The following is a 24,589-nucleotide window of genomic DNA, read 5'->3' on the forward strand; positions in this document are numbered from 1 at the left end:
AACCGCTCGCCATCACCCCACGCGCACCTCGATCACCCCACGCGCACCTCGATCACCCCACAAGCACCTCGCGAGCGTAGGAGAAATCGCCGAGGAAGGACGACTCGCCGACGATTCGTCCTCCCTTCGCGATTTCTCCTACCTCCGTGAGGTGGCGAGCCGGGATCAGAGAAGTGTGGCGACCCGCTCCAGATAGTCCAGATCGCGGTGGTCGAGGAACTGCAGATACACCCGATCAGCGCCCGCTGCGTGCGCGGCATCCAGTCGGCGCGTGATCTCGTCGAGGGGCATCTCCGACGCGCCGAGTGAGAGCACCAGCGAGTAGCGCAGGGTGTCACGGGCGCGTCCGATCGCCTCGGCGGCATCCCCCACCTGCGCGAATCGCGCAGCCGGGTCCTTGGAGGCGTCGAACCAGAAGTAGTTGTACTCGGTGGCGTAGGCCGCCGCAAGCGCGGGCGTGCGCGTGGGCCCGCCACCGCCGACGATGAGCGGGATGCGCTCCTGCGTCGTGCGGGGGAGGGCGGGCGCGGCATCCAGCACGTAGTGCCCGCCCGCGAAGTCGAACGTCTCACCCGCCGGCGTCCCCCACAGGCCGGTGACGATCGCCAGCTGCTCCTCGAGGATGCCGAAGCGACGCGCCGGGAAGGGGATGCCGTAGGCGCGGTGCTCCTTGTCGTTCCATCCCGCGCCGAGCCCGAGTTCGATGCGGCCGCCGGACATCGCGTCGATGTTCGCGACCTGGATGGCCAGAACTGACGGATGCCGGAACGTGGCCGCCGACACCAGTGTGCCGAGGCGGATCCGCGAGGTGTCGCGGGCCAGTCCCGCAAGGACTACCCAGGTGTCGCTCGGTCCCGGCAGGCCGTCCCCCTCGAAAGCGAGGAAGTGATCCGAGCGGAAGAACCCGTGGAAGCCGAGTTGCTCGGTGGCGAGGGCGAACGCGAGCTGCTCGTCGTAGCTGGCGCCGTTCTGAGGCTCGATGAAGGTGCAGATCTCCATGGACACCGACACTATCGGCGCTGAAACGCCGACGGGCGGATGCCGAGGCCTGATCGGCTCTCAGCATCCGCCCGTGTGCGGTATCGCGGGAATTACTTCGCGGCGACGACCTGCAGCGTGATCACAGCGGTCACGTCGTCACGCAGACGAACCGTGGCCTCGTGCTCGCCGGTCGACTTGATCGGCGAGGTGATGTGGATCTTGCGCTTGTCGAGGTCACCGAGCCCGGCGGCCTTGACGGCGTCGGCCACGTCGGCGGGCTTGACCGAGCCGAACAGGCGGCCTTCGGCGCCGGCCTTGACGCTCAGCTTGACCTTGCCACCCTCGAGGGTCGCCTTCAGGGCGACGGCCTCTTCGTGGTCGTGGATGGCACGAGCCTCGCGGGCGGCCCGGATGGACGCGACCTGCTTCTCGCCACCGCGGCTCCAGGCCACGGCGAATCCCTGCGGGATGAGGTAGTTGCGGGCGTACCCGTCCTTGACCTCGACAACGTCACCGGCGCTTCCGAGCCCGGCGACCTCGTTCGTGAGAATGAGCTTCGACATGGGGACTCCTTAGCGGCCAGCGCCGGCGTAGGGCAGGAGCGCCATCTCGCGCGCGTTCTTGATCGCGCGGGCGATCAGACGCTGCTCCTGCACCGAGACACCGGTGATACGACGGGCGCGGATCTTGCCGCGCTCCGAGATGAACTTGCGAAGCGTCGCGACGTCCTTGTAGTCAATGACGCCGACGCGGATTGCCTTCGCGGGTGCGACGGGCTTGCCGCCCTTCCGCGGCTTGCGGCGGTCGCCGCTCGACTTTCCAGCCATGGGTTTTCCTTAGGTGATGAGTGGATGCCGCAGCATCCGAAGTGCTTAGAACGGGGTGTCGTCGCCGTAGGCGCCGGGGGCTGCCCACGCGTCCGAGGACGAGGAGCCGGGCGTCGACCACGGCTCTTCCGAGACCTGGGCGCGCGGCTGTCCGCCGCCGCCACCGGAACCACCGGATGCGCGCGTGACCTGTGCGGTCGCGTAGCGCAGCGAGGGTCCGATCTCGTCGATCTCGAGCTCGATCGCCGTGCGGTTGTTGCCCTCACGGTCCTGGTAGCTGCGCTGCTTGAGGCGCCCGGTCGCGATGACGCGGGAGCCCTTGGTCAGCGAGCCGGCGACGTGCTCAGCGAAGTCACGCCAGACGCTGGCGCGGAGGAACAGCGCTTCGCCGTCCTTCCACTCGTTGGCCTGACGGTCGAAGGTGCGCGGCGTCGAGGCGATCGTGAAGTTCGCGACCGGAAGCCCGTTCTGCGTGTAGCGCAGCTCGGGGTCAGCCGTGAGATTACCCACGACGGTGATGATCGTTTCGCCGGCCATCGACGTTACGCCTTCGCAGCCCGGGCGGGAGCGGCAGCCTTGCGGGCGGCCTTCTCTTCGGAGCGCTTCGCCTCGGCGGCGACCATCGCGATGGCCTCCTCGGCGCGAAGAACCTTGGTGCGCATGATCTGCTCGTTCAGCTTGAGCTGACGGTCGAGCTCCTGCGCGGTGTCGCTGGTCGAGGTGAAGTTGACGACGGCATAGATGCCCTCGGTCTTCTTCTGGATCTCGTATGCCAGACGGCGGCGTCCCCAGACATCGACGTTCTCGATCGAGCCACCATCGTTGGTGATGACTGCGAGGAACTTGTCGAGGGTCGCGGGGACCGTACGCTCGTCGATCTCAGGGTTCACGATGACCATGAGCTCGTACTGGTGAATGTGCGTCACTGACCCACCTCCTTCGGACTAGAACGGCTTCCGGGCATTTCCCGAAAGCAGGAGGGTGTGTGCACGTGTCCAGGTCTTACGCGGCGTAGGGCCACTGCCGGACAACCTTCGTAGTTTAGCCGATGGGGCCGGATGTCGCATCCTGACGGTTCTGTGCACTCGTCCGACGCTCGCGGAACCCGTCCCACGTGCCCTTGGCCGCCGGGATGATGAACAGCACGGTCATCGCCCAGTAGCCGATCCCGGGGATCGCGAGCATCAGGATCAGCGCGATCAAGAAGCTGGCGGCCATCAGGAATCCATCGAGGATGTCGCCGCGCATGCCCGGCTCACGGTGAAGTTCCGGATGCCGTACGAGGTACATCCGGGTGAAGGCCAGGATGAGGCTGGCGACGAACAGCGAGCCCACGTAGATGAGGGATTGTGCCGCGTCATCAGGGAACGTGACCGCCACGGCGGTGGCCACCGGCAGCCAGACGATCGCGAGCAGCCAGAGGAAGGTCATCCACAGCAGTGCGCCGGTGACCCGCACGACCCGCGCGAACAATTGGTGGTGTACGCGCCAGAAGTTCGCGATGAGCACGAAGCTCAGCACGAACGTGAACACGCTCGTCCACTCGGCTTGCAGCCACTGCCACGCCGAGTCGACGTCGCGACCGGATTCCGACACGCTGTCCATGAGGGGCAGGATCAGAAGTGTCAGGGCGATCGCTACCACCGCATCGGTGAAAGCCTTCAGGCGCTCGGCCGACGGCAGCCGGCTCACACTGTCGTCGTCGCCATCGGCCGGCGGCGACGACTCCGGGTGCTGCGATTCGCTTGCCATGGGCGCCACGTTAGCGCCGTCTGTGCGCGAGGTCAGCGGGTCGCGTCCCGGAGGGCTGCATCCACCGCTGCGGTGAGGTGCCGGAACGAGGGGCGCTCGGCGAGGTCGTCGATCAGAACGGCGCGTCCATCGGCATCCGCCAGTGGCACCTGCCAGTTCGGGTACTCGTAGTGCGTGCCGGGCTGGTTCTGCACGCGGCGTTCGCCCACGGCATCCACGAGCGCGACCCCGAGCAGCTCGCTCGGTGAGGCGACGAGATAGGTGTGGAGCGCCTCGATGATCGCATCCTCACCCGCGCCCTCAACCAGGAGTCCTCGTTCGCGGAGGACCGAGAGCACCGCCTCCTGCTCCCGGTGGGCATCGGCCAGCGCCTCCTCGACGGGCTGCTCGAGCAGGCCGAGCCGTGCGCGCAGGGCCACGTGCTCTCCCGCGAGATATCCCGCCGTCGGCGGTAGGTCGTGTGTGTTCACGGTTGCCAGCAGCGCGCGACGATAGTGCTCCGGCGGCGTCGGACGTTCGCCCTCCGTCTCGAACCAGAGAACGGACGTGCCGAGGATCCCTCGCTCAGACAGGAAGTCCCGCACCCACGGCTCGACGAGTCCGAGATCCTCGCCGATGATGACCGCTCCCGCCCGCTGCGCCTCGAGAGCGAGGACCCCGATCATCGCGTCATGGTCATAGCGGACATAGGTTCCCTCGGCGGGGCCCACGCCCGCGGGGATCCACCACAGCCGGAAGAATCCGAGGATGTGATCGATCCGCAGGGCGCCGGCGTGCCGGAGCACTCCGCGCACGAGATCCCGCAGCGCCGCGTAGCCGGTGCGCTCGAGGGCCTGCGGCAGCCACGGCGGCTGGTTCCAGTCCTGGCCCAGCTGGTTGTACATGTCGGGGGGAGCACCCACCGTGATGCCGTCGGCGTACAGGCGCCGCAGCGACCAGGCATCCGATCCCAGTGGATGCACACCCACCGCGAGGTCGTGCATGATGCCGATTCGCATACCCGCGGCGAGCGCCGAGGTGTGAGCGGCGGCAGCCTGCTCCTGCGCGATCCACTGGAGCCAGGTGTGGAACTCGACCCGGTCTGCCAGCTGCTCGCGCAGTTCGGCGACCAGGGGGGAGTCGATGTCGCGGGCCTCGTCGGGCCGCTCGATCCCGCCATAGTGCTCTTCGAGCGCGCACCACAGTGCGAAGTCGGCCAGCGGCTGGCCCTGCGCCGCAACGAAACCGGCCAGCGCGGACTCCCGCGCCGCACTGCGCGGCGCGCGGTGAATGATCTCGAGTGCCGCACGCTTGGCGAGCCAGGTCGCGTCGCGATCGATGCGCTCCGCTGTGGTGTTAGCAGGCGCGATCTCCGCCTGGAGCGCAGCGACTCGGGCGCGATCGGCAGGACTCAGATAGGCGACCTCATGGATGTCCTCGGGCCGGATATACAGCGGTGCGACGAAGCGCCGGGTGGCGGGAAGGTACGGCGAGGGCTCGATGGGTGGAACGACCTCGGCGGCGTGGAGCGGGTTGACCAGAAGAAAGTCGGCCCCGGCCTCGGCAGACACGGCGGACAGGTCGGCGAGGTCGGCGAGGTCTCCCATTCCCCAGGAGGCATGGGAGCGCACAGAGTACAGCTGCGCCATCATCCCCCAGCTGCGGCCTCGGCGGTCAGGGCGAGCGGGCGGCGCGGCGAGGCGATCGGGCGTCACCGCGAGCACCGCGGTCACGAGGCGATCCGCGTGGTGGTCCCCCTGGCGGACCAGCTCCGCGCGCAGCTCGTGCCACCCGAGCGGAAGGTCGGCGGGCAGCGGCACATTCACCCGCCAGAACAGCGTCCCCGCGACCCAGCGGCTGTCCGGACGCTGATCGGGGATCGGCACCTGCCGCTCCGCCCCCTCCTCGAGGCGCACGCTGATGCGTACGTCGTGCCCGTCGGGGACGTGCACCACGAAGCCGCCGTTGCCGGCGCGCACCACGACCGAGCCCGGCAGCACCTGCTGCCAGCGCGCATCCTCGTGCGCCGAGAGCACTGCGGCGGGGTCGGCGTCGACATTCATTCCCATGGCGGCGAGCGCGGCACGCAGCGTTCCGGCCGGCACCTGTACCCGCTCCCCGAAGAACGACCAGTACGAGGTCGCGATGCCGCACGCTTCGGCGAGAGCGACCAGCTCTGGGCTCGGTGCTGCTTCAGCCATGTCGGTCACCGCTACCTCCTGTCATCCTGATGATGCCAGGGAATCGGAAGATCTCACGCCCCGTCTGCTCCCGCCCCGCGCGGCGCCGTTCATTCGCGCCCACCCTAGCGACCGTACTCAGGCTGGCAGCCACCCAGAAGGCCTGGTATCCCAGATTTGACCGCCAAGTAGGCGCCCCAACCTGAGTACGGTTGGTGCCGGCGCTCTCACTGGCTCGTCACACCGGGGGAATCGGGCAGCGCAGGTGGATAGGGCGGTGTGGGGATGCCCCGTTGTTTGTTCACGGCTGCGCATTGCGATCCTTCACGGGCAGCATTCACAATGTCAGCGTGAGCGGCATCGAATGGGGGGTGGCAGAGCGTGTGATCGCGCTCTCTTCCTGGATGTTCACCCAGCTGACCGGCGCACCGGAGGGGACCCAGCTCGCGCTCATTCTGGCGGTGGCCGTAGTGGGGCTGTTCACAACGGTTTTCGCCCGCGCAATGGCGTCCTCTAGGGCGTCGACAGTGATCTTCCGCGATGCGCGACCCACTGTTCCGCCTGAGTCGACGCACGGGTATCACCGCGCCCGTCGTTTCGACATCCCCGCCGGCGGACGAGGAGCGCGGGCGCCAGCCTCGAGGCCGACGCGCTCACGTCTGTCGATGCATCTCTAGACCCGTCACGGTTGTCACCACGTCGTAGGCGTGGGCACAGAAATCTGCCCCGCGACCCTCTGACGATTGGATACGTATGCGTGCGCCCGCTGCACGACCACGCGCGTGGCGCCTCCTGCGCCTCACCTACCTTCGCCTTCGCCGCCGCGGCCGCTTCTTGATGTGGCCACTGTGGCGCATGCATTCAGGCATGTGGATCGCCGCTTCGGCGCTCGTGGGCTTCGAAACGCTTGAGATCATGCTGACCGGAATGGTCGTCATGCCAGAGCTCGTGCCCCTCCTTCTCGCCGTTCTCGCCGGTGTCTGGCTCCTCGAGCGCTACTCCCGTCGGATGCGCCTCGCGCGCCGTCTCGCGCGCCGTCGGGCTCGTCGCCTACGTACTACGGCACGGCACCGAGGCCGAGACGTCCCAGCTCAGCGTCATCCAGCATCCGGGAACGGATGATGAAGCGCTTGCCGGTCGGGCCCTCGACCGAGAAGCCTGCGCCGCGGCCCGGGACGATATCGATCGTGAGGTGTGTGTACTTCCAGTACTCGAACTGCGACTCGGACATGTAGACCTCGACCGGGTCCATCCCGTCGATCTCGACGACGTCCAGGCAGACGTCGCTCGGCCCGGTCAAGAACATCCCGACCGGATAGCACATCGGTGCGCTGCCGTCGCAGCATCCGCCCGACTGGTGGAACATGAGCGGACCGTGCTGCGCCGACAGCTCCCGCAGGGTGGATGCCGCGTCGTCCGCGACATCCACCCGTCCCTCGCTCCCGTGAATGACCATTTCTCACCTCCGTCTCAGCCGCCCCGCGACCCGTACTCAGGCTGGATGCCGCCCAAGTGCCCAGAATCTCTCGAAACGGGCGAAACACGAGCAGCCAGCCTGAGTACGGCAGGCGCGGCCGTCAGCTCACCGGCTTAGAAGAAGCCCATCGGGCCTTCGGCGTACGAGACCAGCAGGTTCTTGGTCTGCTGGTAGTGGTCGAGCATCTTCAGGTGGTTCTCGCGGCCGATGCCCGACTGCTTGTACCCACCGAAAGCGGCGTGCGCGGGGTACTGGTGGTACGTGTTCGTCCACACACGGCCCGCCTCGATCGCCCGGCCCGCGCGGTACGCGGTGTCACCGGAACGGCTCCAGACGCCGGCACCCAGACCGTAGAGCGTGTCGTTGGCGATGTGGATGGCGTCGTCGAACCCGTCGAAAGAGGTGACCGAGACGACCGGCCCGAAGATCTCCTCCTGGAAGATCCGCATGTCGTTCGTGCCCTCGAAGACCGTCGGTGCGACGTAGTACCCGCCGCTGAGATCGCCCCCGAGGTCGACCCGCTCGCCGCCGGCGAGCAGCTTCGCGCCGCCGTCCTTTCCGATCTGGATGTACGAGAGGATCTTCTCGAGCTGGTCGTTGGATGCCTGCGCGCCGATCATCGTGGCCGGGTCGAGGGGATTTCCCTGCACGATCTTGCCGACCCGCTCCAGGCCGTCGCCGAGGAACTCGTCATAGATCGAGCGCTGGATGAGCGCCCGCGACGGACACGTGCAGACCTCGCCCTGGTTGAGCGCGAAGAAGGTGAAGCCCTCGAGCGCCTTCTCGTAGTAGTCATCGTGGCGCTGACGCGCGACATCCTCGAAGAAGACGTTCGCGCTCTTGCCGCCGAGCTCCAGGGTGACGGGGATGAGGTTCTGCGAGGCGTACTGCATGATGAGTCGCCCGGTGGTGGTCTCACCCGTGAAGGCGACCTTGCGGATGCCCTTGTGCTGCGCCAAGGGGGCACCGGCCTCGATCCCGAAACCGTTGACGATGTTGATGACACCGGCGGGAATCAGATCCTCGATCAGCTCCATCAGGAACAGGATCGACGCGGGGGTCTGTTCGGCGGGCTTGAGGACGACACAGTTTCCCGCGGCGAGCGCGGGTGCGAGCTTCCACGTGGCCATGAGGATCGGGAAGTTCCACGGGATGATCTGCCCGACCACACCGAGCGGCTCGTGGAAGTGATACGCGACGGTGTCCTCATCGATCTGGCTGAGCGACCCCTCCTGCGCGCGCAGGACTCCGGCGAAGTAGCGGAAGTGGTCGATCGCGAGCGGGATGTCGGCGGCGAGGGTCTCACGCACCGGCTTGCCGTTCTCCCAGGTCTCAGCGACCGCGATCTTCTCGAGGTTCTGCTCCATGCGGTCGGCGATGCGACTGAGCATCAACGCGCGTTCGGCCGGGGTCGTCTTCTTGAAGCTCTGGAACGCCTTCCACGCGACATCCACCGCACGGTCGATGTCTTCGCTCGTGCCGCGCCCGACCTCGCAGAAGGGCTTGCCGGTCACGGGGGTGATGTTCTCGAAGTACTGGCCCTTGATCGGCTCCGCCCACTGGCCGCCGATGTAGTGGCCGTAACGTGAGCGGTACTCCGCGACGCTGCCGCGCTCTCCGGGGGCGGCGTAGACGCTGGAAACGCCGTCTTCGACGATGGTCATGTGAGTCTCCTTTGACTGCATCCGTTCACTGCACCGCGACGCTCATCGTCGCGATGCCACGACGGTAGGTCAGGCAACGTTGCATCACGTTGCACGTGAAACATCCGCTCGGATGCCGCGGGTCATCGCTCAGATGGCGGTGTCGAGCCGCTCGATGCGAGCGACGAGACCTGCGCGCTTGGGCGAGCGCGCGGGAAGCAGCGACAAACACAGCCGCAGCACCTCGGCATCCTCGGCTCCGGCCGCGGTTTCGGCGAAGGCGAGCAGCACGTCCAGACCTGCCTCGGTCATGATCGCCTCGCGCAGGATCTCACGCACGCTCTGGCGGAATTCCTCGACGCCCGGCGCATCGGAGTCGGGGAGCACTTCCCCTCGATAGGCGGCGAGGGCCACCCGATGGGCACCACGGTCGATGAGGGAGAGGACCTGATGAGCGTCGGTCTCCAGCGCCTGCGGTAGACGGTACGGGCGCGACTCGGGCACGAGTGAGGGAGCGACCGATCCGAGGATCTTGCGCAGGCGGACGATCTCGGCGCGAAGGGTCGTCGTCGAGGTGGCGTCTCCGTAGACGAGTTCGGCGAGGTGTTCGGCCGAGACGCCCTCGCGATGGGTCACCAGGCACAGCAGGAGCTCGGCGTGGCGGGTGCTGATCTCGGTCACGGTGGTCCGACCGTCGGCGAGCACCTCCAGCAGCGCGCGGTCGCGGCCGAGCACGCGGAGGGTCGCGTCGACACGGGTCGCCACGTCGGGCGCCCGGGGCACCCGCCGCGGGGAGGACTCGGCTCGCTGCTTCATGCGCGCCAGCAACAGCTCCCCTTCCACCGCGCGCGCCGTGGCATCCACCAGCAGCTGCGCCTGCGCCGACGCCGCAGGATCACCGCCCGTGACATCGATCACCCCGAGCAGCCTTCTGGTCTCGGGGTCGTGGACCGGTGCCGCGGTGCACGACCAGGGCTGCACGAGCCGGTTGAAGTGCTCCGCGCCGCGGATCTGCACGGATCGATCCAGCGCGAGTGCCGTGCCGGGCGCCGCGGTGCCGACGGCGCGCTCCGACCAGTCGGCACCGGGCACAAACCCCATGTCTCCGGTGAGGGTGCGCAGATCCCGGTCCCCCTCCACCCAGAGCAGCCGCCCCGCGGCATCCCCGACGGCCACGATCACCCCGGAGTCGGCCGCGTCACCGGGAATCAGCAGCGTCCTGATCATCTCGATCGTCGCGGCCAGCGGATGCTCGGTGCGCAGGCGCTCCAATTCCTCAGTGGACAGCGCGAGGGGCGGCAGCGCGTCCACGCCGACCAGTCCCTCGCGCGAGCGCATCCAGCTCTCGCGCACGACCCCGCGAATGTCACCGACGCGGGCATCGTGATCGTTCCCGCGCACGAACTCCTCGTGCGCCCGCTCGATGAGCAGTCGCGAGGCATTCGGACCGATCCGCATAGCGGCGGACCACGGAGAGGACATCGGACTCCGATCGACAGTGATCGAGACGCGCCGAGATCGTCAGGCCCGGACGCTGCCCCCAGTGTAGGCACGGTCGCCATACCGTTCTCAGGGGATTTCTGCCGATTCGGGACGACACGCCGTGATTCGGGCGGTGGCGCGCTCGTTTTTCCTGAGAACGGTACGGGCGGCGGGCACGCCGCGTGGCCGGGGTAGCGTGGCGGCGTGCGTATCGCGGTGTTGTCAGGGGGGGTCGGTGGCGCGCGTTTCGTTCGCGGCGTGCGCGAATGGGCGCGGCGGGATGCCGCCGCGCGGGGCGTCGTCGCCACGGACGCCCACGCGATCGACGTGGTGGTCAACACCGGAGACGACTGGTGGGTGGCCGGGCTTCGCATCGCACCCGACCACGACTCCCTGCTCTACTCACTCAGCGACCAGAACGACCCCGTGCGCGGCTGGGGACGCGCCGACGAGACCGAGCGCGTCGCCGGCGAGCTGCACGTCTGGGGGGTGGCGCCGGAGTGGTTCACGCTCGGCGACCTCGACCTCGGAGTCCATATCGCGCGCACGGCCTGGTTGCGCGAGGGTATCTCGCTGTCGGAGGTGTACCGGCGACTCGGCGCGCGATGGGAGCTGGGTGTGACCCTGCATCCGGCGACCGAGGCGGAGATCGACACGTACGTCCACACCGTCGATGGGCGCCGTATGCACTTTCAGGAATGGTGGACCAGGCACCGCGCGAACGTTGGTGCCGCCTCGTTCGAGTCGCAGGACGTTGCGGATGCTCGTCCCTCTCCCGCGGCACTGGCCGCACTCGCCGGTGCCGACGTGATCCTGGTCGCCCCCTCCAACCCCGTTGTCTCCATCGGCCCGATCCTGGCGATCCCCGGCATGGCGGACGCGCTGCGACAGGCATCAGCCCCGGTCGTCGGCGTGTCTCCGATCATCGGCGGGAGCGTGGTTCGAGGAATGGCGGACGCGTGCCTGACGGCGGTCGGCGTGCCCACCGACGCCGGCGCGGTGGCACACCTCTACGGGGCACCTGCAGCCGAGGGAATCCTCGACGGCTGGCTCGTCGGCGATGAGGATGCCGCGGCCGCACCCGTCCTCACCGCCGCCGGCATCCCGACGATCGCGGTTCCGCTGTGGATGCGCGATCCCGACACCTCTGCGACACTCGCCGGGGATGCCATCGCCCACGCGATCGCTCTGCGCGGCTGAAGCGGCCGCCATGAGGACGGCCGCGGACCTATGAGCGCGCCGACCACCACTCGATGAGCCTGCGCTCGGCCTCCTCGGGTCCGAGGATCCCCTCATCCAGGCGCAGGTCGAGCAAGAACCGGTACGCCTCGCCGACCTCTCGCCCTGGCGCGATGCCGAGCACCTCCTGGATGCGGTTCCCGTCCACCTCGGGACGGATGGCGTCCAGCTCCTCCTGCGCGGCGAGTTCGTCGATGCGCCGCTCGATGTCGTCGTAGGCGCCCGCCAACCGCGCAGCCTTGCGCTTGTTGCGGGTAGTGACATCCGCGCGCGTGAGAATGTGCAGGCGCTCCAGCTGGTCGCCCGCGTCGCGCACATACCGGCGCACCGCCGAATCGGTCCACGCCCCCTCGGCATAGCCGAAGAAGCGCAGATGCAGCTCGATCAGCAGACACACCGCGTCGATCGTCGCCGAGTCGAAGCGCAGCTCCTTGAGTCGCTTGCGGGCCATGCGTGCCCCGCGCACGTCGTGATGGTGGAAGGTCACACCGCCGCCGGGCTCGAGCTTGCGCGTCGAGGGCTTGCCGATGTCGTGCAGAAGCGCCGCCAGGCGCAGCGGCACGTCGGGTTCGGCATCCGGGTGCCGCGCCTTCTCGAGCTCGATGGCCTGGCGCACCACGGTCAGCGAGTGCTCGTAGACGTCCTTGTGGTGATGGTGCTCGTCGACCTCCAGCCGCAGGGCAGGGACTTCGGGGAGGAAGACATCCATGAGGCCGGTCTCGACGAGCAGCCGGATACCGCGCCCCGGGTCCGCCGTCTGCAGCAGCCGCACCACTTCGCCCTGCACCCGCTCGGCGCTGACGATCGTGATGCTCTCGCGGAGTCGTTGCATGGCGGAGACCGTCGCCGGGTCGAGCTCGAACTCCAGCTGAGACGCGAAACGCGCGGCGCGCAGCATACGCAGCGGATCGTCGCCGAAGCTGACGTCGGGATCGATGGGGGTGCGCAGTCGCTGCGCGACGAGGTCTTCGACACCGCCCGAGGGATCCACCAGCGTGCGCGAGGGCACCCGGAGCGCCATCGCGTTGACCGTGAAGTCCCGGCGGACGAGGTCGCCCTCGAGCGAGTCACCGAACGCGACGACCGGCTTGCGGGTGAGTCCGTCATAGCTGTCGGCGCGATAGGTGGTGATTTCGACCTGTTCGCCGGACATCATCGCGCCGATCGTGCCGAATTCGCGCCCGACATCCCACTGGGTCGAGCTGATCGGCTTCACGATCCGCAGGATCTCGTCGGGCAGGGCGTCAGTGGTGAAATCGAGGTCGTGGGTCACTCGTCCCAGGAGTGCATCGCGCACGGGCCCGCCCACGATGGCCAGCTCTCTTCCGGCGGCGGCGAACGCCTCGGCCAGGGTGGCGACGACCGGAGAAGCGGCGAGGGCACCCAGGCGCGCGATGCCCTCAGCCATGTTCAGCATGTGACGAGCCTAATCGGGCCGAGCACCCGCAGCAGCGCTCATGCCGGGTCGAGCATCCCGATCACGGCCAGCTCCCGCACCTGCGGGAGGAGGGCCCGGCGCAGTTCCGCCGCCTCGACCTCCATCAGCTGGGCGATGGCATCGATGAGCACACCGACCGGGAGGTCACCATCACACGCGCCGACCAGTGCCGCCAGCGCCGGGTCGACCGGGACCGTACGCCCGAAGCCACGCCCCTGGCGCAGCTCGATCACGCTCGGATCGGCCTCGCCCGGCAGGTGATGACGTGCTTCGGTGACGTCGGACGCAACCGAGAAGACCGCATCACTCAGCTCCCGGTCACTCCATCCGCTGACGAGATCGTGAACGCGCAGCGCACGGGCGAGGTCGTCACCGAGTCCCTCGGTGTTTCCGCTCGATGTGACGCTCTCGTAGCGCGCGAGGGTGGGCTCTGCGGTCTCCGGCCGCCGGAGCAGCACGTATCCGAATCCGATCGCGCGCACTCCGCGGCGGGCGAAGTCCTCGAGCCACGCATCGATCAGACGGGCATAGTCGTCGCCGCCCGGCGCGGTGCCGCCGTCGCGTACCCAGAGTTGGGCGTATGCGAGCGGATCGAGGATCTCGCGTTCGACGATCCAGGCGTCCATCGGAACGGATGCCTCCGCGACCCAGGCCCGGACCCGATCGAGCCCAGCCTCGCCGTCCCGGTACTCCCAGTTGCCGAGCAGCTGCGCGATGCCGCCCGGTGCCAGGACCTCACCGACGCCCGTGATGACGGCGCGCACAAGGTCATCGCCCTCGAGTCCGCCATCCCGATACTCGTAGGAGGGCACATCCTCCCGGCGCGGGGTGATGACGAACGGCGGGTTCGAGAACACCCGGTCGAACCGCTCGCCGGCAACCGGTTCGAAGAGGCTTCCTTCGCGCGCTTCCAGGATGGGCAGCCCGTTAAGGACGGCATTGAGCCGTGTGAACTCGAGCGCGCGCACCGACACGTCCGTGGCGATGATGGCGGCGGCGGATCGCCCGGCGCGCAGGGACTGGATGCCGCACCCGCATCCGAGATCCAGCACACGCCCTGCCGGCGCCGGGATCTGCAGCCCGGCGAGCGTGAGGGAGGCCCCACCCACCCCCAGGACATGGTCTTCGGGCAGGGCGCCGCCGAGTGCGGCCTCGTCGAGGTCGCTTGCCACCCACCATTCCCCGGCGTCGTCATCCCCGGTCCACGCCTGCGGGCGGACGAGCGCCGCGGGTCGGATCTGTTCGCCCGCATCGTGGGCGAGACCGAGCGCGACAAGGCCGCGCGCACCGAGCGTCGGCAGCGCGGCGTCGACCGCGGATCGGGGTTGGGAGAGCCCGAGCCCAAGCAGGCGCGAGAGCACCGCGAGAGCATCACTCCGGCCGCGCAGTGCCCGCAAAGCCGTTGTGCGCACGCCCGCGCCCAGTGCGGCATCCGCGTCCTCCCCCCAGCCGGCGCGCACGGGCGTGGTTCGGTAATCGGCAGCATCGAGGTCGGCCGCGAGCGCGGCGCACAGCGCGACGTCGTGGGACAGCGGGGGAAGCACGGATCCATTCAACCGCGGACCGCCTGGAGGGTCCACGAAGCCGGGAACCGTAGAATTCCAGCCGGACGCCCGCCGCTCGGCGGCCCGCCATGCACAGAAACCCAGGACATGACCGCGACAGCGCCCTTCGCACGTTCGCGCGAGCGCTTCGATCGCCGCGCGATCGTCCGCCTCGCGGTCGCCGTGATCGCCGTGACACTGGCGTGTGTGCTCGGAGTGTCTCCGGCCACCTGGGCGGCCACGTCGCCGACGCCCACCCCGACGATTGTGAGCAGTCCCGAGATCGTGGCCGCGCCGCAGTCCGCGGTGATCTCCACCGATGAGGCGCTCGCGATCACGGTGTCCGTGACCGCCGGCGATGCCGCGATCTCGAGCGCGGCGGTCACGGTCTCGATCGGCAGATCGGCGCTGGGCACCAGGGATGACCTTGCGGGATGGTTGGCCGCTCCGGATCCCGCTCTCAGTTCCACGACGGTCGGGACGGCGACCGTCACGGGTCTGGCCCCCGGAGAGCGGAACACGGGCGTTGTGCGCGTCGCCGCGGACGACCCGGCGGTCGCCGACCTGCCGGCCGGGGTGTACCCGATCCTCGCGGTCGCACAGGTGGGAGGAGAAGACCTCAGCGCCGCATCCGTCTTCGTGGTCTCCGGCGACACCTCGTCACAGATCGCCGTCATCGTGCCGGTCACCGCCCCCGTCACCGGCACGGGGCTGCTCACCGCGGACCAGCTGAGCACGCTCACCGCTCCCGACGGCGCCCTGACCGCCACCCTCAGCGGTGTCCAGGGAACGGCTGCCATCCTGGCCGTCGATCCCGCCATTCCCGCCGCGATCCGGGCGCTCGGCTCCGCCGCTCCCGCCGATGCGCTGGACTGGCTGGCACGCCTCGAGGCCCTCCCGAATGATCGTTTCGCGTTGCAGTTCGGCGACGCGGATCCCGCGCTCGAGATCGCCGCGGGCGCGCCCGAGCCGCTGGCCCCCACCTCCCTCGCCGCCTACCTCGACGAGGCGAACTTCGCGGATGTGACCGCCCCCACCCCGACCGGTTCCCCCTCCCCGACGCCGACCGAAAGCGGTGCCCCGGTCGAGGACGACCTGCCTCCCGTCACGCAGCTGATGGATGTCGGGGCCACCGGGCCCGTCATCTTCTGGCCCGCGCGGGTCGATGCGGCTGGAGTCGCACAGCTGGCGATTGACGGGGCCTGGACGCTGATCGGGTCGGATGCCGTGACGTCCTCGACGTCGGCTGCACGGGTGGCCGCGGACGGCGCTCAGCTCGTGGTCTTCGATGCCGCTCTGAGCGCCGCAGCATCGACGGCCACCACCAGCGCCGACACGATGTCCCGCTCCGTTGCGCTCGCGGAGACCTCCGCGCTCCAGGCGCTCCCCGGTGCGCACCTCTCGGTGATCGCTCTGGAGCGCTCTTCCGACATGTCGGCGTCCGCGTTGCGCGCGGTGATCGACCAGGTCACCGCCACCGCCACCGCGCTGTCACTCGAGGAGATCACCGCGCTGGACGGCGCCGATGCCGAGGTCATCGGTACCGGGCCGACGGAGGACGAGATCACCGCGGCGCAGGCGCTTCTCACCGGTGAAGAACGGATCACGCCGTTCTCGACGGTGCTCGACGAACCGGTCCTTCTCACCAGCGCCGAGCGCGCCGAGATTCTGCAGCTGATGGGCGTGGGCTGGCTGTCGCAGCCTGATGTCTGGGCCGAGGCGCTGAGCACGCACGCGGAGGAGACCGCAGCCACGCTCGCCGCCGTCGCCATCCTGCCGCCCAGTCCCATCCAACTCGTCGCCGCCGACGCCGCCATACCGGTCGGCATCCACAACGACCTGCCCTACGCGGTGACCGTCGTGCTGCACGCGCGCACCGACGACCTGCGCCTGGACGTCGCGGAGTCCGTCACACTGTCCATCGGTCCCAATCAGAGCGCGCGCGCCGCGCTCCCGGTGCAAGCGCGCGTGGGAAGTGGGAGCGTGGATGTCGAGATCGCCCTCACGAGCACCTCGGGGGTGCCCATCGGGTCGCCGCAGGCGCTCGAAGTGAACGTGCACGCCGACTGGGAGAGCATCGGTCTGGTCGTCCTCGGCGTCCTGGCGGCGCTCTTCCTCGGTGTCGGCGTCTTCCGGACTGTCCGCAGGTTCCGTCGCCCGCACTCGTCGGTATCCACGGACACCCCCGCATCCAGCACCACCGACGAGGATGAGAAACCGTGAGCTCGATCGGCCGGGCCAGCACCCTCATCGCCGCGGGGACGATCGTCTCGCGCCTGACCGGCTTCGTGCGCTCCGTGGTGCTCGTCGCTGCCATCGGTTCGGTCGGCCGTGCCGCCGACGCGTTCGCCGTCGCCAACCAGCTTCCGAACAATATCTACGCGATCATCTCGACCGGGCTCTTGACCGCCGTGGTGGTCCCACAGATCGTGCAGGCCGCCGTTCATCCGGACGGTGGCCGCGCGTTCATCTCGAAGCTGTTCACGCTCGGGACCGTCGCGCTCGTGGTCACCACCGCGCTCGCCACGGCCGCCGCCCCGTGGCTCGTCCAGCTCTATGCCGCCAGTTTCAGTCCCGATCAGCTCGCCCTGGCCACGGCATTCGCCTACTGGTGCATACCGCAGCTGCTGTTCTACGGCCTCTACGCACTGCTGGGCGAGATCCTCAACGCCCGCAAGGTCTACGGCCCGTTCACCTGGGCCCCGATCGCCAACAATGTCGTCTCCATCATCGGCTTCGGTGTGTTCATCGCCCTCTTCGGTGGGCCGGTCACCACCGTCCAGGCCTGGACGCCGACCATGATCGCCACTCTCGCGGGCACCGCGACCTTCGGCATCGTCGCCCAGGCGATCGTGCTGATGCTCTTCTGGGTGCGCGCGGGACTCCACCTGAAGCCCGACTTCGCGTGGCGGGGGATCGGCCTGCGCAATATCGGACGTCTGGCGGGCTGGACCTTCCTCATGATCATGGCGGGACAGATCGCCGGAGTGGTGCAGAGCAGGGTCATGTCGGCCGTCTCGGGAGACAACCCCGCGAACACGGTCGCCGCCAACGCGATGCTGCTGTTCATGCTCCCCTACTCGGTGTTCGTCTTCTCGATCGGCACGGCCTATTTCACCCAGCTCAGCGAGCACGCCGCCGCCGGTCGGCACGGCGAAGTCCGGCGAGACATCGCGCGCAGCATCCGGATTCTGGGCTTGTTCATCGTGTTGTCCACCGCCGTTCTCGCGGCGGCGGCGGTCCCCGCCTCGCGCATCTTCACGACGAGTTCGACGTACGCGACCGACGCCGCGTGGGTGCTCCTGGCGTTCCTCGTCAGCCTGCTCCCCCAGACCGTGCTGTTCGTGATCGGCCGCACGTTCTACGCCTACAACGACACCCGCACGCCGTTCCTGTTCACCCTCGTGCAAGCGACCGTCGTCATCATCACCGCGCTGCTGGCAGGCCAGCACCTTCCCGCGCAGTTCGTCACCGCCGGAATCGCGCTGGGGCAATCGATCGCCTGCATCATCCAGCTCGCCGTGGCCGCCTGGCTGCTTCGTCGCCGGCTCGGCACCATCGGCGCCCGCTCCTGGATGCCGGCGCTGGGCGTGTTCATCGTCGCCGCCATTCCGGCAGGGCTGGCTGGCTGGCTCGTCTATGTCCTCAGCGGAGGAGCCGAAGGCTGGATGGTCTCCGGCCAGTTCCTCGGCGCCGTCGGCACGGGTGTGATCGGTCTGGTCGCACTCGCCGTGTACACCGGCATCCTCGCCCTGCTGCGCGTCCCAGAGCTGACGACGGCCTGGAACACCGTTTCACGGCTGTTCACCCGCCGCTGACAGGCTCTGCACACAGGACGCGCGGAATACCCCGCGGGTACCATGTGTTGTTGCATCCGACACCACTGAGAAAGGGGCGCCCGTGCGTCACGTCATCATCATCGGATCGGGCCCGGCCGGTTACACGACCGCGATCTACGCGGCCCGCGGCGGTCACAGTCCGCTTGTGATCGCCAGCTCGGTCGAGGCCGGCGGTGAGCTCATGAACACGACCGAGGTGGAGAACTTCCCCGGGTTCCCCGAGGGAATCATGGGGCCCGACCTCATGACCAAGATGCAAGAGCAGGCCGAGAAGTTCGGCGCCGAGGTCGTGTACGACGACGCCGTCGAACTGTCCCTGGACGGCCCCGTCAAGCGCGTCACGATGGGCAGCGGGGCAGTGCACGAGGCCCACACCATCGTCTTCGCGACGGGTTCGGCTCCCCGCAAGCTCGGTATCGAGGGTGAGAAGGCGTACTCCGGCCGCGGCGTCTCATACTGCGCGACCTGCGACGGCTTCTTCTTCCGCGAGAAGGCGATCGCTGTGGTCGGCGGTGGCGACTCGGCGATGGAGGAGGCGACATTCCTCACCAAGTTCGCCTCGAAGGTATACCTCATCCACCGTCGTGACGAACTGCGCGCCTCGAAGATCATGCAGGAGCGTGCCTTCGCCAACGAGAAGATCGAGTTCGTCTGGAACGCCGAGATCGCCGACATCGTCGGCGGTGATCAGGTCACCGGGGTGGTCCTTCGCGACACCGTCGACGGCTCCACCCGCGATCTGGCGCTCGAGGGCGTCTTCGTCGCGATCGGCAACGACCCCCGCACGCACCTGGTCCACGGCGCGCTGGAGCTCACCGAAGACGGCACGGTCGCCGTCGATGGTCGATCCTCGCGCACCTCGGTCCCGGGCGTCTTCGCGGCAGGCGACGTCATCGACCCCACGTACCGCCAGGCCGTCACCGCCGCCGGCAGCGGCACCGTCGCAGCCTTGGATGTCGAGCACTACCTGGCCGGCATCCTCGACGATGCCGCCGCGGAACAGCCCGCGGGCGTCTGATCGTCCGTCCTCCCGCTCGTCCCACGATTCCCTTCCCATAAGGAGCAGAACATGACCGCAGCAGCCACCACCTCCGCCACCTGGGAGCAGGACGTCCTGCAGGCCTCGGGTCCCGTGCTCGTCGATTTCTGGGCCGCATGGTGCGGACCGTGCCGCATGGTCGCGCCCGTGCTCGACGAGATCCAGGCCGAGCACCCCGACAAGATCACGATCCTCAAGCTCAATGTCGACGAGAACCCGGATCTGGCGATGCGCTACCAGATCACCTCGATCCCGGCGATGAAGGTGTTCGAGGGCGGTGAGGTCAAGACGACCATCATCGGCGCCAAGCCCAAGTTCGCACTCGAGAAGGACCTCGCCGACTTCCTCGGTTGAGCACTTCTCCGAAGACCCCCGATTCAGCTCAGGATCGGGGGTTTTTCATGTCCTCGTGTGATCGCCGACGGACGGGTGTCACGACACGTCGGGCAGGAGCGCGTCCCAGGTGCGGTGTCGCTCGGACCCGAGCAGCCGCCACACGGCACGGGTGAGCGGCGGGTAGTCGATCGCAATCTGCCGCAGCACACGATAGTGGCGGGTGCCGGTGTGGGCGATGCCGCTGCGCGCGATGCTCTCGGCGCGCAAGATGAGCACGACGAGCTCGTCCACCGTCGGCAGGTCCTCCATGAATTCCCAGGGATCCTCGCCCGCACGCAGCCGCTCCTCGATGAGGACCTCGAGCTCATCGGCGGCCTCGGCGCGCATCAGCTCAAGGCTCGCGCGCCTCGGGGGCGTCAGGTCCGGATCCGTCACCCTTCCAGGGTACGTCTCCCTGCCACACCCGGCGCTCTGACCCGGATCGTGGATATCAGGATCCGAAGCCCTCGACGCCGATCTCGGTGAGGATGCGATTCAGGTCCTGGATACTAGCGAAATCTATACTGATCTGGCCTTTTTTCGCTGTCAGGGAGATCTTCACTCGGGTGTCGAGACGATCACCCAGTCGTTCGGCGAGTTCATCGAGCTGCCCCCGACGGGATCCCGCCTGCGGCTTCAGCGTGGCCCGGGCCGCCGCGCCGCCGGCCTTTGCGGCCGCCTCGGCGCCACGCACGGACAGATCTTCGTTCACGATCTTGTCGGCCAGGCGCGCCATCGCCTCGGGCTCTTCCAGCGAGAGGATCGCGCGGGCATGACCGGCGCTGAGAACACCGGCGGCGACCCGCTGCTGCACCGGCACGGGCAACTTGAGCAGGCGGATCGTATTGCTGATCTGCGGCCGCGAGCGCCCGATGCGCGATGCGAGCTCCTCTTGAGTGATCCCGAAGTCCTCGAGCAGTTGCTGGTATGCGGAGGCCTCTTCGAGGGGATTCAGTTGCGAGCGGTGCAGATTCTCCAGCAGAGCGTCACGAAGGAGGTTCTCGTCCGACGTCTCCCGCACGATCGCCGGCATCGTCTCCAGCCCGGCCTCGCGAGCTGCCCTGGTGCGCCGCTCACCCATGATGAGCTCGTAGGTGCCTCCGCCGGTGTCACGCACGACCACCGGCTGCAGGACGCCGAACTCGCGGACACTGTGGACGAGTTCGGCCAGCGCCTCGGGGTCGAAGTGCGTGCGGGGCTGACGGGGGTTGGGGACGATCGAACGCGGATCGATGTACGTCAGGCGCGCGCCGGGGACCTCCACGAGCTCGTCACCCTCGAGAACAGATGTGTCGGGTGCCGATCCCCCGGGGAAGAAGACATCGACGGGTCGGGTCTCCGAGGCCTCCGTCGTCGGAATGAGTGCGCCGATACCGCGCCCGAGTCCGGTTCGCTTCGCCATCATGACTCCCTTCGGGCGGACTCATCCGCCCCGACCGTGGCGTCGCCGCCCTGCTGCGCCGAACCTCGGCGATGGATTTCGAGCGCGGCCTCACGATAGGCGACCGCCCCGACCGACTGTCCGTCATAGGCCAGCACGGTTTGGCCGAAGCTCGGGGCTTCAGAGACCCGGACAGCACGCGGGATCACCGCAGCGAGGACCTGATCGGGGAAGTGCGCCCGCACTTCCTCCGCGACCTGCTGCGACAAGCGCGTGCGTCCGTCGTACATGGTGAGGACGATGGTCGAGAGCACGAGGTCGGGATTGAGATGCTTCTGGATCATCGTGACGGTGCCGATGAGCTGGCTCAGACCCTCAAGCGCGTAGTACTCGCACTGGATCGGGATCAGCACCTCGTCCGCCGCGCTGAACGCGTTGATCGTGAGAAGCCCCAGAGACGGTGGGCAATCGATGAGGACGATGTCGACATCACTGCCCGCACCCTCGAGGTACGAGGACAGCGCACTCGAGAGTCGCTTTTCGCGTGCGACCTGAGAGACCAATTCGATCTCGGCACCGGCGAGGTGGATCGTGCTCGGTGCGCATCGGAGTGACGGCGACTCCGGGCTCGTCTGCACAACTTCGGCAAGGGGACGCTCGCCGATCAGAACGTCGTAGACGCTCGGTGTCTCCGCGGAGTGGGGCACCCCCAGTGCCGTCGAGGCGTTGCCCTGAGGATCGAGGTCGATCACGAGCACCGTCGCACCCATGTGCGCGAAAGCCGCAGCGAGGTTGACGGTTGTGGTGGTCTTGCCGACGCCCCCCTTCTGATTCGAAACCGTGAACACGCGGCGACGCCCCTCGAAGGACACGTGCGCGGACTCCAGCGCGCGCCGGCGCGCCGAGAGGTCCGCGATCTCACGCGCGAGGGGCGTGTCATCCAGCGCGCCCATCGATGAGGGATCGTCATTCCGTTTCACGTGAAACACTCCGCTCGAAGAAATCGGGGCCCCTCAACTCTACGGTTCGGGGGACGGTCGCTGGGATGTATCGGAGAGACGTTTCACGTGAAACATGCCTCCTGGCCGGCACTACCCGACAGTGCCTCGGACCACGCGTGTCGTCTCCGCGAGCACGCCCTCACCGAGGATCTCCACACGCACATCCCGGAGACGGAATCGCTGGATTTGCTTGTGGGCGGCCTCGATCTCCGCGGCCGCGCCGGATCCCTTGAACAGGATGAGTTCTCCCCCCTTCCGCACCAGGGGAGCGGTGAGGGGGATGAGCTTGCGCAGCGCACTCACGGCGCGTGCAGTGACGGCATCGACGCCGGCGCCGGCATCCCAGTCCTCCGCACGTGCGCGAACCACCTCGACGTTTGCAAGCCCGAGGTCGGACACCTGCTCGGTCAACCACACGACGCGGCGTTCCATCGGCTCGACGAGAATCCACTGCACATCCGGGCGTGCGATCGCAAGCACGACGCCGGGAAGTCCCGCACCCGACCCAATATCCGCGACCCGCGATCCTGACGCAAACAGGGATGCGCCGACCGCGCAGTTGAGAATGTGCCTCGTCCACAGTCGCGGCAACTCAAGCGGACCGATGAGACCTCGTTCCTCACCCTCTTCGGCGAGTGATGCGGTGAATCGGCGAGCGCTCTCGATTCGGTCGCCGAAGATCTCGACGGCGGCGGCGGGTTCCTGCTCCAGGGTGGTCATCGATGTTTCACGTGAAACATGCGCCTAGGCGCGTCGGATCACCGTGTGACGGTCGGCGCCCTCGCCGTACGACTCGGACACCAGGCCTCGGTCCGCGACGAGATCGTGGACGACCTTGCGCTCGTAGCTCGACATCGCCGGCAGAGAGGCCTGGTTCGCACCCTCGTCCAGACGCGCGACCGCGGCATCCACAAGAGCTCCGAGCTCACGCTCACGGGCGTCTCGGGAGCCACCGACATCCAGGATCAGTCGGGAGAAACGGCCGGTGCGGTTCTGGACAGCGATACGGGTGAGCTCCTGAAGAGCCTGGACCGTGTTCGGGTCGGACAGCCGCGCGAGCGAACCCGCGTCTTCAGCATCCGGCTCGATCGAGACGTACGCACGGCCGGATCGAACATCGAGCGCGAGATCGCCGCCGATGTCGGCGATATCGAGGAGGCCCTCGAGGTAGTCAGCGGCGACGTCGCCCTCCTGCTCGAGCTGTTCGACCGTGGCGGTCTCTCGGACAGGCGTTGTCTCTGGAGTCGTGGTCATCAGGTCCTCCGTGCCTACTTGTTCTCAGATGAAGAGTCGGGCGCTGCCCCCGTATCGGACCGCGGATTCTGCGGGCGTGACGGGGGAGTCTGTCGCTGCCCCTGCTTCTTCGCGCGCTGCTTGCTCATGGGCTGCTCACGCTTGGGGGCAGCGGCCTTCGCCTTCTCCGCCTCTTCGAGCAGGCGCTGCTGCTCGGCCTGGTATTTCTCCATCGTCACGATCTTGCCGGACGAGTCGATCGCCTTGCCCTTGCGCGCCAGGCGCTCCTCGCGCTGCTTCGCCGCTTCCGATCCGGGGGTGGGCATCTCTCGGATGACGATGAACTGCTGAACCATCGTCCAGATGTTGCTGGTGAACCAGTAGAGGACGACACCGAGCGGGAAGAAGACTCCGGAGAAGACGAACGCGAACGGCAGGATCCACAGCATGATCCGCTGCATCTGGTACGCCTGGCCGGTCTTGGCCTCGGGGGAGAGGTTCTTGGAGATGATCTGCAACTGCGTGAAGAACTGCGAGGCGATCATCAGCACGACGAGGACGACGAGGATCGCCACAGCAGGCGTGTTGCCCGTGTTCCACGCATCGATGAGCGTCTCGTGGAGCGAGGCGACACCGAACAGCGAGGCGTCGTAGAACTGCTTGGTCAGCTCGGGACCGAGAACACCCACGCCACCGAGTCCGAGCTCGGCGTTGGTCTTCACACTGCTGAGCACGGAGTACAGCGAGAAGAAGACCGGCATCTGCACCAGCAGCGGAAGACAACCCGAAACGGGGCTGGTGCCGTGCTTCTTGTAGAGCGCCATCGTCTCGCGGCTCATCGCCTCACGAGAGAGCTGGTCCTTCTTACCCCGGTACTTGTCCTGAATCTTGCGGAGCTCGGGGGCGATCTCCATCATCTTGCGCTGCGACTTGATCTGCTTGACGAAGAGCGGGATCAGTGCGGCCCGGACGACCACCACCAGACCCACGATCGCCAGCACCCAGGTGATGCCGTCTGCCGGAGGAAGCCCGAGGGAGGTGAAGACCCAGTGCCACGCGACGAGGATGAGCTCGACGAGCCACTTCAGCGGCCACAGAATGATGCCGAACAGGTCAAATCCGCCTCCGGCCGCATCGGTCGGAGAGGGGGAGGGGACACTGGCGAGCAGATCCAGCAAG

Annotated in this window: 24 protein-coding genes; 6 read left to right on the top strand and 18 right to left on the bottom strand. The window is 67.9% G+C overall.

Annotated features, from left to right (window positions below; all coding sequences use genetic code 11):
- Window positions 1-165 precede the first annotated feature (165 nt).
- From ABD206_RS10740 to malQ, 7 genes are all read right to left on the bottom strand, one after another.
- The gene (locus ABD206_RS10740) at window positions 166-999 is read right to left on the bottom strand and encodes a TIGR03560 family F420-dependent LLM class oxidoreductase (protein ID WP_344072378.1); all 834 of its coding nucleotides are present in this window, start codon (window positions 997-999) and stop codon (window positions 166-168) included.
- Between the two features lie 92 nt (window positions 1,000-1,091).
- Window positions 1,092-1,544 carry a 50S ribosomal protein L9 gene (gene rplI, locus ABD206_RS10745; protein WP_344072380.1) on the bottom strand — a complete coding sequence of 151 codons (453 nt, stop codon included), beginning with the start codon at window positions 1,542-1,544 and terminating at the stop codon, window positions 1,092-1,094.
- A 9-nt stretch (window positions 1,545-1,553) separates the two neighbouring features.
- A complete protein-coding gene (rpsR, locus tag ABD206_RS10750) occupies window positions 1,554-1,808 on the bottom strand; it encodes a 30S ribosomal protein S18 (protein WP_195692622.1) in 255 nt (84 codons plus the stop codon).
- A gap of 45 nt (window positions 1,809-1,853) precedes the next feature.
- Window positions 1,854-2,345, bottom strand: coding sequence for a single-stranded DNA-binding protein (locus ABD206_RS10755; protein WP_344072384.1), 492 nt, complete (start codon window positions 2,343-2,345; stop codon window positions 1,854-1,856).
- Between the two features lie 5 nt (window positions 2,346-2,350).
- Window positions 2,351-2,734 carry a 30S ribosomal protein S6 gene (gene rpsF, locus ABD206_RS10760; protein ID WP_344072386.1) on the bottom strand — a complete coding sequence of 128 codons (384 nt, stop codon included), beginning with the start codon at window positions 2,732-2,734 and terminating at the stop codon, window positions 2,351-2,353.
- A gap of 115 nt (window positions 2,735-2,849) precedes the next feature.
- Window positions 2,850-3,560: a TMEM175 family protein gene (locus tag ABD206_RS10765; protein WP_344072388.1), complete on the bottom strand. Its 711-nt coding sequence runs from the start codon at window positions 3,558-3,560 to the stop codon at window positions 2,850-2,852.
- A gap of 32 nt (window positions 3,561-3,592) precedes the next feature.
- On the bottom strand, window positions 3,593-5,740 hold the full coding sequence (gene malQ / locus ABD206_RS10770) for a 4-alpha-glucanotransferase (protein WP_344073542.1): 2,148 nt from the start codon (window positions 5,738-5,740) through the stop codon (window positions 3,593-3,595).
- A 329-nt stretch (window positions 5,741-6,069) separates the two neighbouring features.
- Here malQ and ABD206_RS10775 point away from each other — a divergent pair, with 329 nt between their 5' ends.
- Window positions 6,070-6,396 carry a hypothetical protein gene (locus ABD206_RS10775; protein WP_344072390.1) on the top strand — a complete coding sequence of 109 codons (327 nt, stop codon included), beginning with the start codon at window positions 6,070-6,072 and terminating at the stop codon, window positions 6,394-6,396.
- 380 nt (window positions 6,397-6,776) lie between these two features.
- Here the strand turns inward: ABD206_RS10775 and ABD206_RS10780 are convergent, their stop codons facing one another.
- The 3 genes from ABD206_RS10780 to ABD206_RS10790 form a co-directional block, all read right to left on the bottom strand.
- The gene (locus tag ABD206_RS10780) at window positions 6,777-7,175 is read right to left on the bottom strand and encodes a DUF779 domain-containing protein (RefSeq protein ID WP_344072392.1); all 399 of its coding nucleotides are present in this window, start codon (window positions 7,173-7,175) and stop codon (window positions 6,777-6,779) included.
- Between the two features lie 134 nt (window positions 7,176-7,309).
- Entirely contained in the window at window positions 7,310-8,860 is a 1,551-nt protein-coding gene (exaC, locus tag ABD206_RS10785; RefSeq protein ID WP_344072394.1) for an acetaldehyde dehydrogenase ExaC, read from the bottom strand.
- A 129-nt stretch (window positions 8,861-8,989) separates the two neighbouring features.
- Window positions 8,990-10,321 (bottom strand): GAF domain-containing protein, encoded by a 1,332-nt coding sequence (locus ABD206_RS10790; protein ID WP_344072397.1) that lies wholly within the window; start codon window positions 10,319-10,321, stop codon window positions 8,990-8,992.
- Window positions 10,322-10,525: 204 nt separating this feature from the next.
- Here ABD206_RS10790 and cofD point away from each other — a divergent pair, with 204 nt between their 5' ends.
- Entirely contained in the window at window positions 10,526-11,521 is a 996-nt protein-coding gene (gene cofD / locus ABD206_RS10795; RefSeq protein ID WP_344072399.1) for a 2-phospho-L-lactate transferase, read from the top strand.
- Between the two features lie 28 nt (window positions 11,522-11,549).
- Here the strand turns inward: cofD and ABD206_RS10800 are convergent, their stop codons facing one another.
- Window positions 11,550-12,977, bottom strand: a complete 1,428-nt coding sequence (locus ABD206_RS10800; RefSeq protein WP_344072401.1) for a CCA tRNA nucleotidyltransferase — start codon at window positions 12,975-12,977, stop codon at window positions 11,550-11,552.
- A gap of 38 nt (window positions 12,978-13,015) precedes the next feature.
- On the bottom strand, window positions 13,016-14,542 hold the full coding sequence (locus tag ABD206_RS10805) for a DUF7059 domain-containing protein (RefSeq protein WP_344072403.1): 1,527 nt from the start codon (window positions 14,540-14,542) through the stop codon (window positions 13,016-13,018).
- A gap of 108 nt (window positions 14,543-14,650) precedes the next feature.
- Between ABD206_RS10805 and ABD206_RS10810 the strand changes: the two genes are divergently transcribed.
- From ABD206_RS10810 to trxA, 4 genes are all read left to right on the top strand, one after another.
- Window positions 14,651-16,765, top strand: a complete 2,115-nt coding sequence (locus ABD206_RS10810) for a DUF6049 family protein (RefSeq protein WP_344072405.1) — start codon at window positions 14,651-14,653, stop codon at window positions 16,763-16,765.
- Complete coding sequence (gene murJ / locus ABD206_RS10815) at window positions 16,762-18,360, top strand: murein biosynthesis integral membrane protein MurJ (protein WP_344072406.1); 1,599 nt, start codon at window positions 16,762-16,764, stop codon at window positions 18,358-18,360. Before ABD206_RS10810 ends, murJ begins: the two co-directional genes overlap by 4 nt.
- Before the next feature lie 82 nt (window positions 18,361-18,442).
- Window positions 18,443-19,399 (top strand): thioredoxin-disulfide reductase, encoded by a 957-nt coding sequence (gene trxB / locus ABD206_RS10820; RefSeq protein ID WP_344072408.1) that lies wholly within the window; start codon window positions 18,443-18,445, stop codon window positions 19,397-19,399.
- Between the two features lie 51 nt (window positions 19,400-19,450).
- Entirely contained in the window at window positions 19,451-19,774 is a 324-nt protein-coding gene (gene trxA / locus ABD206_RS10825; protein WP_344072410.1) for a thioredoxin, read from the top strand.
- A 78-nt stretch (window positions 19,775-19,852) separates the two neighbouring features.
- On the opposite strand, the gene ABD206_RS10830 is transcribed toward trxA, so the two are convergent.
- From ABD206_RS10830 to yidC, 6 genes are all read right to left on the bottom strand, one after another.
- The gene (locus ABD206_RS10830; protein ID WP_425561201.1) at window positions 19,853-20,143 is read right to left on the bottom strand and encodes a tryptophan synthase subunit alpha; all 291 of its coding nucleotides are present in this window, start codon (window positions 20,141-20,143) and stop codon (window positions 19,853-19,855) included.
- Window positions 20,144-20,246: 103 nt separating this feature from the next.
- Window positions 20,247-21,197: a ParB/RepB/Spo0J family partition protein gene (locus ABD206_RS10835; protein WP_344072414.1), complete on the bottom strand. Its 951-nt coding sequence runs from the start codon at window positions 21,195-21,197 to the stop codon at window positions 20,247-20,249.
- A complete protein-coding gene (locus ABD206_RS10840) occupies window positions 21,197-22,129 on the bottom strand; it encodes a ParA family protein (RefSeq protein ID WP_344073544.1) in 933 nt (310 codons plus the stop codon). The genes ABD206_RS10835 and ABD206_RS10840 overlap by 1 nt, the downstream gene beginning before the upstream one ends.
- A gap of 138 nt (window positions 22,130-22,267) precedes the next feature.
- Complete coding sequence (gene rsmG / locus ABD206_RS10845) at window positions 22,268-22,897, bottom strand: 16S rRNA (guanine(527)-N(7))-methyltransferase RsmG (protein ID WP_344072416.1); 630 nt, start codon at window positions 22,895-22,897, stop codon at window positions 22,268-22,270.
- A gap of 24 nt (window positions 22,898-22,921) precedes the next feature.
- A complete protein-coding gene (locus ABD206_RS10850; RefSeq protein WP_344072418.1) occupies window positions 22,922-23,431 on the bottom strand; it encodes a Jag family protein in 510 nt (169 codons plus the stop codon).
- Between the two features lie 14 nt (window positions 23,432-23,445).
- Window positions 23,446-24,585: a membrane protein insertase YidC gene (yidC, locus tag ABD206_RS10855; RefSeq protein WP_344073546.1), complete on the bottom strand. Its 1,140-nt coding sequence runs from the start codon at window positions 24,583-24,585 to the stop codon at window positions 23,446-23,448.
- Window positions 24,586-24,589: the final 4 nt, after the last annotated feature.

The organism is Microbacterium sediminicola (genome assembly GCF_039531125.1).
GTDB lineage: Bacteria > Actinomycetota > Actinomycetes > Actinomycetales > Microbacteriaceae > Microbacterium > Microbacterium sediminicola.

Coding starts and splice junctions, on each gene's coding strand:
- ABD206_RS10740 (WP_344072378.1), bottom strand. CDS start 999: ATGGAGATCTGCACCTTCATCGAGCCTCAGAACGGCGCCAGCTACGAC.
- ABD206_RS10850 (WP_344072418.1), bottom strand. CDS start 23,431: ATGACCACGACTCCAGAGACAACGCCTGTCCGAGAGACCGCCACGGTC.
- ABD206_RS10790 (WP_344072397.1), bottom strand. CDS start 10,321: ATGTCCTCTCCGTGGTCCGCCGCTATGCGGATCGGTCCGAATGCCTCG.
- ABD206_RS10755 (WP_344072384.1), bottom strand. CDS start 2,345: ATGGCCGGCGAAACGATCATCACCGTCGTGGGTAATCTCACGGCTGAC.
- exaC (WP_344072394.1), bottom strand. CDS start 8,860: ATGACCATCGTCGAAGACGGCGTTTCCAGCGTCTACGCCGCCCCCGGA.
- ABD206_RS10765 (WP_344072388.1), bottom strand. CDS start 3,560: ATGGCAAGCGAATCGCAGCACCCGGAGTCGTCGCCGCCGGCCGATGGC.
- ABD206_RS10780 (WP_344072392.1), bottom strand. CDS start 7,175: ATGGTCATTCACGGGAGCGAGGGACGGGTGGATGTCGCGGACGACGCG.
- malQ (WP_344073542.1), bottom strand. CDS start 5,740: ATGGCTGAAGCAGCACCGAGCCCAGAGCTGGTCGCTCTCGCCGAAGCG.
- ABD206_RS10800 (WP_344072401.1), bottom strand. CDS start 12,977: ATGCTGAACATGGCTGAGGGCATCGCGCGCCTGGGTGCCCTCGCCGCT.
- ABD206_RS10830 (WP_425561201.1), bottom strand. CDS start 20,143: ATGCGCGCCGAGGCCGCCGATGAGCTCGAGGTCCTCATCGAGGAGCGG.
- ABD206_RS10835 (WP_344072414.1), bottom strand. CDS start 21,197: ATGGCGAAGCGAACCGGACTCGGGCGCGGTATCGGCGCACTCATTCCG.
- ABD206_RS10810 (WP_344072405.1), top strand. CDS start 14,651: ATGACCGCGACAGCGCCCTTCGCACGTTCGCGCGAGCGCTTCGATCGC.
- rplI (WP_344072380.1), bottom strand. CDS start 1,544: ATGTCGAAGCTCATTCTCACGAACGAGGTCGCCGGGCTCGGAAGCGCC.
- ABD206_RS10840 (WP_344073544.1), bottom strand. CDS start 22,129: ATGGGCGCGCTGGATGACACGCCCCTCGCGCGTGAGATCGCGGACCTC.
- rpsR (WP_195692622.1), bottom strand. CDS start 1,808: ATGGCTGGAAAGTCGAGCGGCGACCGCCGCAAGCCGCGGAAGGGCGGC.
- rsmG (WP_344072416.1), bottom strand. CDS start 22,897: ATGACCACCCTGGAGCAGGAACCCGCCGCCGCCGTCGAGATCTTCGGC.
- trxA (WP_344072410.1), top strand. CDS start 19,451: ATGACCGCAGCAGCCACCACCTCCGCCACCTGGGAGCAGGACGTCCTG.